Annotated in this window: 10 protein-coding genes; 7 read left to right on the top strand and 3 right to left on the bottom strand. The window is 58.6% G+C overall.

Going from position 1 to position 5,474, the window contains the following annotated elements; genetic code table 11:
* A partial coding sequence (locus NW819_RS08535; RefSeq protein ID WP_414413496.1) for an alpha/beta hydrolase family protein occupies positions 1–411 on the top strand: 411 nt, incomplete at its 5' end.
* A gap of 177 nt (positions 412–588) precedes the next feature.
* Positions 589–1,293, top strand: coding sequence for a Uma2 family endonuclease (locus NW819_RS08530; RefSeq protein WP_041436634.1), 705 nt, complete (start codon positions 589–591; stop codon positions 1,291–1,293).
* Positions 1,294–1,336: 43 nt separating this feature from the next.
* Here the strand turns inward: NW819_RS08530 and NW819_RS08525 are convergent, their stop codons facing one another.
* A complete protein-coding gene (locus NW819_RS08525) occupies positions 1,337–1,813 on the bottom strand; it encodes an urease accessory protein UreE (protein ID WP_414413495.1) in 477 nt (158 codons plus the stop codon).
* Positions 1,810–2,148, bottom strand: coding sequence for a hypothetical protein (locus tag NW819_RS08520; RefSeq protein WP_414413494.1), 339 nt, complete (start codon positions 2,146–2,148; stop codon positions 1,810–1,812). Before NW819_RS08520 ends, NW819_RS08525 begins: the two co-directional genes overlap by 4 nt.
* 42 nt (positions 2,149–2,190) lie before the next feature.
* On the opposite strand from NW819_RS08520, the gene NW819_RS08515 reads away from it, so the two are divergent.
* From NW819_RS08515 to NW819_RS08505, 3 genes are all read left to right on the top strand, one after another.
* Entirely contained in the window at positions 2,191–2,517 is a 327-nt protein-coding gene (locus NW819_RS08515) for a phasin family protein (RefSeq protein WP_011433607.1), read from the top strand.
* Between the two features lie 107 nt (positions 2,518–2,624).
* Positions 2,625–3,227, top strand: coding sequence for a 3-isopropylmalate dehydratase small subunit (gene leuD, locus NW819_RS08510; protein WP_414342404.1), 603 nt, complete (start codon positions 2,625–2,627; stop codon positions 3,225–3,227).
* A complete protein-coding gene (locus NW819_RS08505) occupies positions 3,224–4,306 on the top strand; it encodes an SAM-dependent methyltransferase (RefSeq protein ID WP_414413493.1) in 1,083 nt (360 codons plus the stop codon). The genes leuD and NW819_RS08505 overlap by 4 nt, the downstream gene beginning before the upstream one ends.
* Here NW819_RS08505 and NW819_RS08500 read toward each other — a convergent pair.
* On the bottom strand, positions 4,282–4,476 hold the full coding sequence (locus NW819_RS08500; protein ID WP_011433610.1) for a hypothetical protein: 195 nt from the start codon (positions 4,474–4,476) through the stop codon (positions 4,282–4,284). The genes NW819_RS08505 and NW819_RS08500 overlap by 25 nt on opposite strands.
* Before the next feature lie 139 nt (positions 4,477–4,615).
* Between NW819_RS08500 and NW819_RS08495 the strand changes: the two genes are divergently transcribed.
* Positions 4,616–4,855 carry a hypothetical protein gene (locus NW819_RS08495; protein WP_011433611.1) on the top strand — a complete coding sequence of 80 codons (240 nt, stop codon included), beginning with the start codon at positions 4,616–4,618 and terminating at the stop codon, positions 4,853–4,855.
* Positions 4,856–4,940: 85 nt separating this feature from the next.
* Positions 4,941–5,354 (top strand): NfeD family protein, encoded by a 414-nt coding sequence (locus NW819_RS08490; RefSeq protein WP_414407407.1) that lies wholly within the window; start codon positions 4,941–4,943, stop codon positions 5,352–5,354.
* The last annotated feature ends 120 nt before the right edge of the window (positions 5,355–5,474 follow it).

The following is a 5,474-nucleotide window of genomic DNA, read 5'->3' as shown; positions in this document are numbered from 1 at the left end:
GGTGCCAGCTACTACGGGGTGAGCGATCTGGAAGCCCTAGCCCAGGAGACCCACAAGTTCGAGTCTCGCTACTTGGACAGCCTTATTGGCCCCTACCCAGAGCGACGGGATCTCTACCGGGAGCGCTCCCCCATTCATCACCTAGAGGGCCTCAATTGTCCGGTTATCTTCTTTCAAGGCTTGGAAGACGCCATCGTGCCCCCCAATCAGGCAGAGAGGATGGTGGCAGCCCTACGGGCCAAAGGGATCCCGGTGGCCTATGTGCCTTTCGAGGGAGAGCAACACGGCTTTCGCCAGGCGGCCAACATCAAACGGGCTTTGGAGGCAGAGCTTTACTTTTATGCCCAGGTGTTGGGGTTTCCGCTGGCAGAACCTCTTGAGCCGGTTCGGATCGAGAACTTGGACACCTGATGATGACTGCTCAATGGGTCGAATAGAAAGGGATCCCGTCCCATCTATGGCCCATTGTTGCTCCACAACGCTGTCGCGACAGAGCAGCCCCTCTATGATGGACTTACCAGCCAACCCGGATGGAGTCATCGATATTGCTCCGCAACACTGTCGCGACTGCTGGTAAGAGAGCTGGTCATGAGCGTCAGTAGCCCTTCCTTCCGTGAACTGCCCATCTTAGAAAGCGGCGATCGTCTCACCCGCGATGAGTTTGAACGGCGCTATCAAGCCATGCCTCAGCTCAAAAAAGCCGAGCTGATTGAGGGAATTGTTTACGTGGCATCTCCCCTCAGATATCGCCGACATGGCAGACCACACAGCCACATCATGGCCTGGCTGGGAGTTTATGAAGCAGCAACGCCGGGGGTTGAGTCGGCGGGCAATCCAACCGTTCGCCTGGACTTGGACAATGAGCCGCAGCCAGATGCCATATTGCGGATGCACGAATCTTGTGGGGGACAGTCCCGCATTAGCGAGGATGACTACATTGAGGGTGCACCGGAGCTGATTGTGGAGATTGCCGCCAGCACAGCTTCCTACGACCTGCATGATAAGCTGCGGGCCTACCGGCGCAACGGCGTGCGGGAATATCTGGTCTGGCTAACCCAAGAGCAAGCCTTTCGCTGGTATGTCTTCCAGAATGGAGAGTACGTGCAGCAACAGCCCAATGAGTTGGGCGTTTTGTACAGTCGGGTGTTTCCGGGGTTGTGGTTAGCCGTGGACGCGCTGCTGACGGGCAACATGCAGCAGGTGTTGGGTGTGCTGCAAAGGGGAATTGAGTCGGAGGAACACCGAGAGTTTGCAGCGCGGTTGGCAACCCGAGAAGCAGAGGCTGGAGCCTAGGCCATGAGTCGGAGGGACGGGTTTGCGCTCGCAAAGGCTCAGGTTAATGGCTGTGGGCCAACAGGTTGGGCTCGAAGACAGCCATCTCCAACCGAAACGGGATCCCCATGTGGGCCAGCCAGTCCTGCAGGGGATCATCGGCCAGCGCCAGGATCTGTCCTTGGAGGGAAACGTGGGCCGGGCGGTGCCAATTGCCCAGTTGATGAATCACCTGGCCCATCTGGATGGGGTTTTCAGGTTGAATCAAGAGCACCGGTTCGGGTTGGGCTCTGACCCGAATGTGTCGCTGCGCATCCGCATAGAGCAGATCCCCATCGTGAAGATGGGTGCCCCGAGGCAGCATCAACTGGATCTCGGTGCCCCGATCGCTCACCAGCCGTTGCCGGGATCGCTGGCGGTCGTGCCAAGTGAGGGCAACCACTTCCAAGTGGCCGGGGATCCCCTCTGACGGCTCGTCCAGCAGTTGCGTCACCGTAATGGCCGCGGGCTCCTCTCCCGCAGCATGGGCATCTTCGCTCATGTTAGGGACTCCAGATATTGGCTGAGGTCTTCTTGAAGGCGAGAGAACTCCACTTCGGTGGAAAGGCGCAGCACCTTGGTTTTCAGAGTCACCAGCACCTTGGCTGCGTGGGGGCCAGCCCAGATGTTGGGGTTGCAGAACATCTCCAAGCTGAAATCTTCAGTAGGGTAACGAAACTCAACCGGCTCCTGAGGCTGCTGTCGGGAACGGATCTTGAGTCGCTCCAAGAGGATTTGCAGAGCCTTGTGCCATTGTTGTGCCACCTCTGGCGAAAGGGAGAAACTGGCCGAGCCGGTTGCGAAGTTGAGGGCAAACTGAGGAAAATGGGTAGTCATGGAGGCCCGTACCGTTCGCGAAGCGTCCTTTGGAGGGCAGCATTGGACAACAACAGTATCTTACGTCAGCTCTTGCTAATGGGCGTGGGCACAACCACTCTGCTGGCAGAACAGTTGAGAAAGGCTGCCGACGACTTGGTGCAGAAGGGGCAGCTCAACCCAGAAGAGGCATCCAATGTCATCAACAACCTGCTCAACCAGGTGAAGGCCGAGCAGAGTAACTTTGAATCCTACGTTCAGCGGCAGGTGCGCAACGTCCTGCAGGATCTGGGCGTGCCCCGCCAATCGGAAATGGACGAGCTGCGGGGGCGGCTGGATCGGCTGGAGCGGCAGGTGCGCAATTTGGAAAATCAGGTTTACCGCCGGTAGCCGAGCTGAGCCTTCCCCTTTTGCCGGCTTTCCTTTGCCGTTGGGCAGGGTTTTGCTGAACGTTGCGATACCCTGAAGTTCTCTCTGGGAGAATTCATCAAGTTCCTATGTCAAGCGAAGTTTTGACCGTCACAGGCCGAGGGATCCCCCTGCTGGGCAACGACATCGACACCGATCGGATTATCCCGGCCCGCTTTTTGAAGTGCGTCACCTTCGACGGCTTGGGCCAGCACGTGTTTGCCGACGACCGCGCCCAGGATCCCGGCCAACACCCCTTCGATCAACCCCAGTACCAGGGAGCCCAGATCCTCGTGGTCAATGCCAATTTTGGCTGTGGCTCCAGCCGGGAGCATGCCCCCCAAGCGCTGGCCAAATGGGGGATCCGCGCCCTCATTGGCGAAAGCTTTGCCGAGATCTTCTTCGGCAACTGCTTGGCTCTAGGGATCCCTTGTGTTACGGCACCCCCGGCTGTGATTCAAGCCCTGCAGAAGGCGGTGGCGGAAAATCCCCAGCTCCAGTTAACGCTGGATCTGCCCAACAAACAGGTGCGCTGGGAGGCAAATACCGCTGCTGTGGAGATCCCCCAGGGAGCCTGGCAAATGCTGGTGCAGGGCACCTGGGACGCCACAGGACAACTGCTGGCCGCCCAAGCCCAGATTCAGCAAGTAGCCGCTTCTTTACCCTACGTGCGTTGGCAGCGAGCCCGTTGAGCAATCCTCTCCCCCCTGATACCCATACATGGCTGGGCAGCGCCGACCCGGATTTTATGGATTTGGCGATCCGGGAGATAGAAGCTGCGGATCCAGAGGCTGCCGTGCAGCGGCTAAAGGAAGCACCTGGCTTGGTATGGGTGTGCAGCCAACGCTCATTTGCTGACCTGGCTGAGGCTTGGCAAGCTGACCCGCCCATTTTTTTACGCCACATCTGCCCCATTCACCAAGAACGGCGGCTGGCCGAGGGATCCTTAGTTGAATTGCGCCTTGATGGGGAAATGTTGGCAGCCATTGACCCCGCCCTCAGCTTTTCGGTTCAGACGCGCCTGTTTGGGGAGCGGAATCTCAAGCCCTTCCAGGTCAATGAAACCCTGGCCGAACAGGTGATGGCAGCGGTGGGATCCCCCCTGCAGGTCAAAGACCCACAGCAGGTGATCTCGGTGGTGATCCTGGCTCAACCGATGGGCATTCGCGCTTGGCTGGGCCTATCCTTGGCTGCCCAGAACCTCTCCAACTGGGCCGGTGGGATCCATCGCTTTCGGCGGGATCCAGAGCAAATCAGCCGCTCCGAGTTTAAGCTGCTGGAGGCCATCCAGGTGTTTCAGATTCCCTTGGTGCCGGGGGGACAGGCTCTGGATCTGGGGGCAGCGCCGGGGGGATGGTCGCGCATTTTGCGCCTATATGGCCAGCAGGTCACAGCAGTGGATCCGGGGGACTTGCACGAGCGCCTCAGCCAAGATCCGGGGATCCGCCACCATCGCCTCAGCGCCCAAGCCTACCTGGCCCGTGGCCCAGGCCGGTTTCACCTCATCCTCAACGACATGCGCATGGATGGCCCGGCTTCTGCCCGCCTGATGGTGGCTTTTGCCCCCCATCTGCAGCCACAGGGGAGAGCTGTGATGACCCTGAAGTTACCTCGCCAACACCGCCTGCGGGTGCTGCGGCAAAGTTTGGAGATTTTGGGTAGTGCCTTCCCCCTGGTGAGGGCCCGCCACCTGTTTCACAATCGCAGCGAAGTCACCCTCTACTTGCAACAGGGGATCCCTGCCCCTCAATCTGCCGTTTCCACCACCTGAATCTCCCGACGGAGCACCATTTCGCGAATGGACTCCAGCAAGCCTATCTCTTCGGGGGAGATTTTGCCGTCCGACCGGATGGCGTTGACGATTTGATCCACCTCTGTGCGGGTGAGCTTTTTGTCTTCCAGCGCTCGATCCACCAGCGCTTGCAATTGCGAAAACTCCATAAGGCTCCTCTTGCTTGAACAGGTCTTGTCGCCTCATCTCCTCATCCAAGCTACCCGCCCTGACCCAAATCTCCTGCAAGCGCAAGATTCTCTTCAGGTATCCTAAAGAAAACGTGAAACCCACCGAGAGGAAGACATCATGGCTGGCCCGGATCCCAGGAGCACTGCGCACGATTGCGCCACCCTCTGTCGAGATGGCTGTGTCTTGGGAGAGGACTGCCCCCACCGAGAGGCGGCTCGCCAAGCCGTGGCCTTTGTCATGAGCACCGACTGGGAGACCTTGATGCGGATCGCCGAATCCAAGAACCTGCCCAAAAGCTCCCCTCAGGAAGAGATGGATCCCCTGCAGTTTTTGGAGAATTACCGCTTGGGCGGGTAAGCCCCAACTGAGTCTTCTCAAGGGATCCCCGCTAAGGATCCAGGGGTTTTGAGCCATACTGAATTTGGTGGGATCCCTGGATTCTATGGTTTGGCCTTGGATCATCATCGGGTTAGTCCTCATTTCTGCCGAATTGTTTTTGCCAGAATTGGTTGCCGGCTCGGTGGGGCTGGCGGCGCTCTTGGCGGGGCTTTTGGCTTATTTGGGGCTGCCGATCTGGGTACAATTTGCCAGCTGGATTGGGGCATCGGTGGTGTTGATTATCCTCAGCCGCCGTCTGGTGCCCCATGGATCGGTTCAGGTAGAGGAATCTCGCGAGGCGCGGGCAATCACCACCATTCCGCCGGGCGAACGGGGGCGGGTTTCTTATCTGGGTTCCACCTGGAACGCCAAGTGCAGCATCCCCAACCTAGAAATCCAAGCCGGGCAGGAGCTCTACGTGGTGGAGCGACAGGGAAATACCCTCATTGTCATGCCGGCCAAGATGCTCAAGTCCTGACCTGGACAAATGTTTGTTTCCCTTGTTGCCTTGAGCGAGGGATCCCTGCTTGGGTGTGCATCAGAGGCGGGGATCTGGCATAATCACAAAAGCTAAGCCGGGATGTAGCGCAGCTTGGTA

The organism is Synechococcus sp. R8-2, assembly GCF_047461715.1.
GTDB lineage: Bacteria > Cyanobacteriota > Cyanobacteriia > Thermostichales > Thermostichaceae > Thermostichus.
Note: the sequence above shows the minus strand (reverse complement) of the source record. Positions and strands in the feature narration are given on the sequence as shown.

Bases quoted from the DNA above. Each gene is read 5' to 3' on its own strand.
- NW819_RS08495 (WP_011433611.1), top strand. From the start codon at position 4,616: ATGGCTGGCCCGGATCCCAGGAGCACTGCGCACGATTGCGCCACCCTC.
- NW819_RS08520 (WP_414413494.1), bottom strand. From the start codon at position 2,148: ATGACTACCCATTTTCCTCAGTTTGCCCTCAACTTCGCAACCGGCTCG.
- NW819_RS08490 (WP_414407407.1), top strand. From the start codon at position 4,941: ATGGTTTGGCCTTGGATCATCATCGGGTTAGTCCTCATTTCTGCCGAA.
- NW819_RS08500 (WP_011433610.1), bottom strand. From the start codon at position 4,476: ATGGAGTTTTCGCAATTGCAAGCGCTGGTGGATCGAGCGCTGGAAGAC.
- NW819_RS08525 (WP_414413495.1), bottom strand. From the start codon at position 1,813: ATGAGCGAAGATGCCCATGCTGCGGGAGAGGAGCCCGCGGCCATTACG.
- NW819_RS08530 (WP_041436634.1), top strand. From the start codon at position 589: ATGAGCGTCAGTAGCCCTTCCTTCCGTGAACTGCCCATCTTAGAAAGC.
- leuD (WP_414342404.1), top strand. From the start codon at position 2,625: ATGTCAAGCGAAGTTTTGACCGTCACAGGCCGAGGGATCCCCCTGCTG.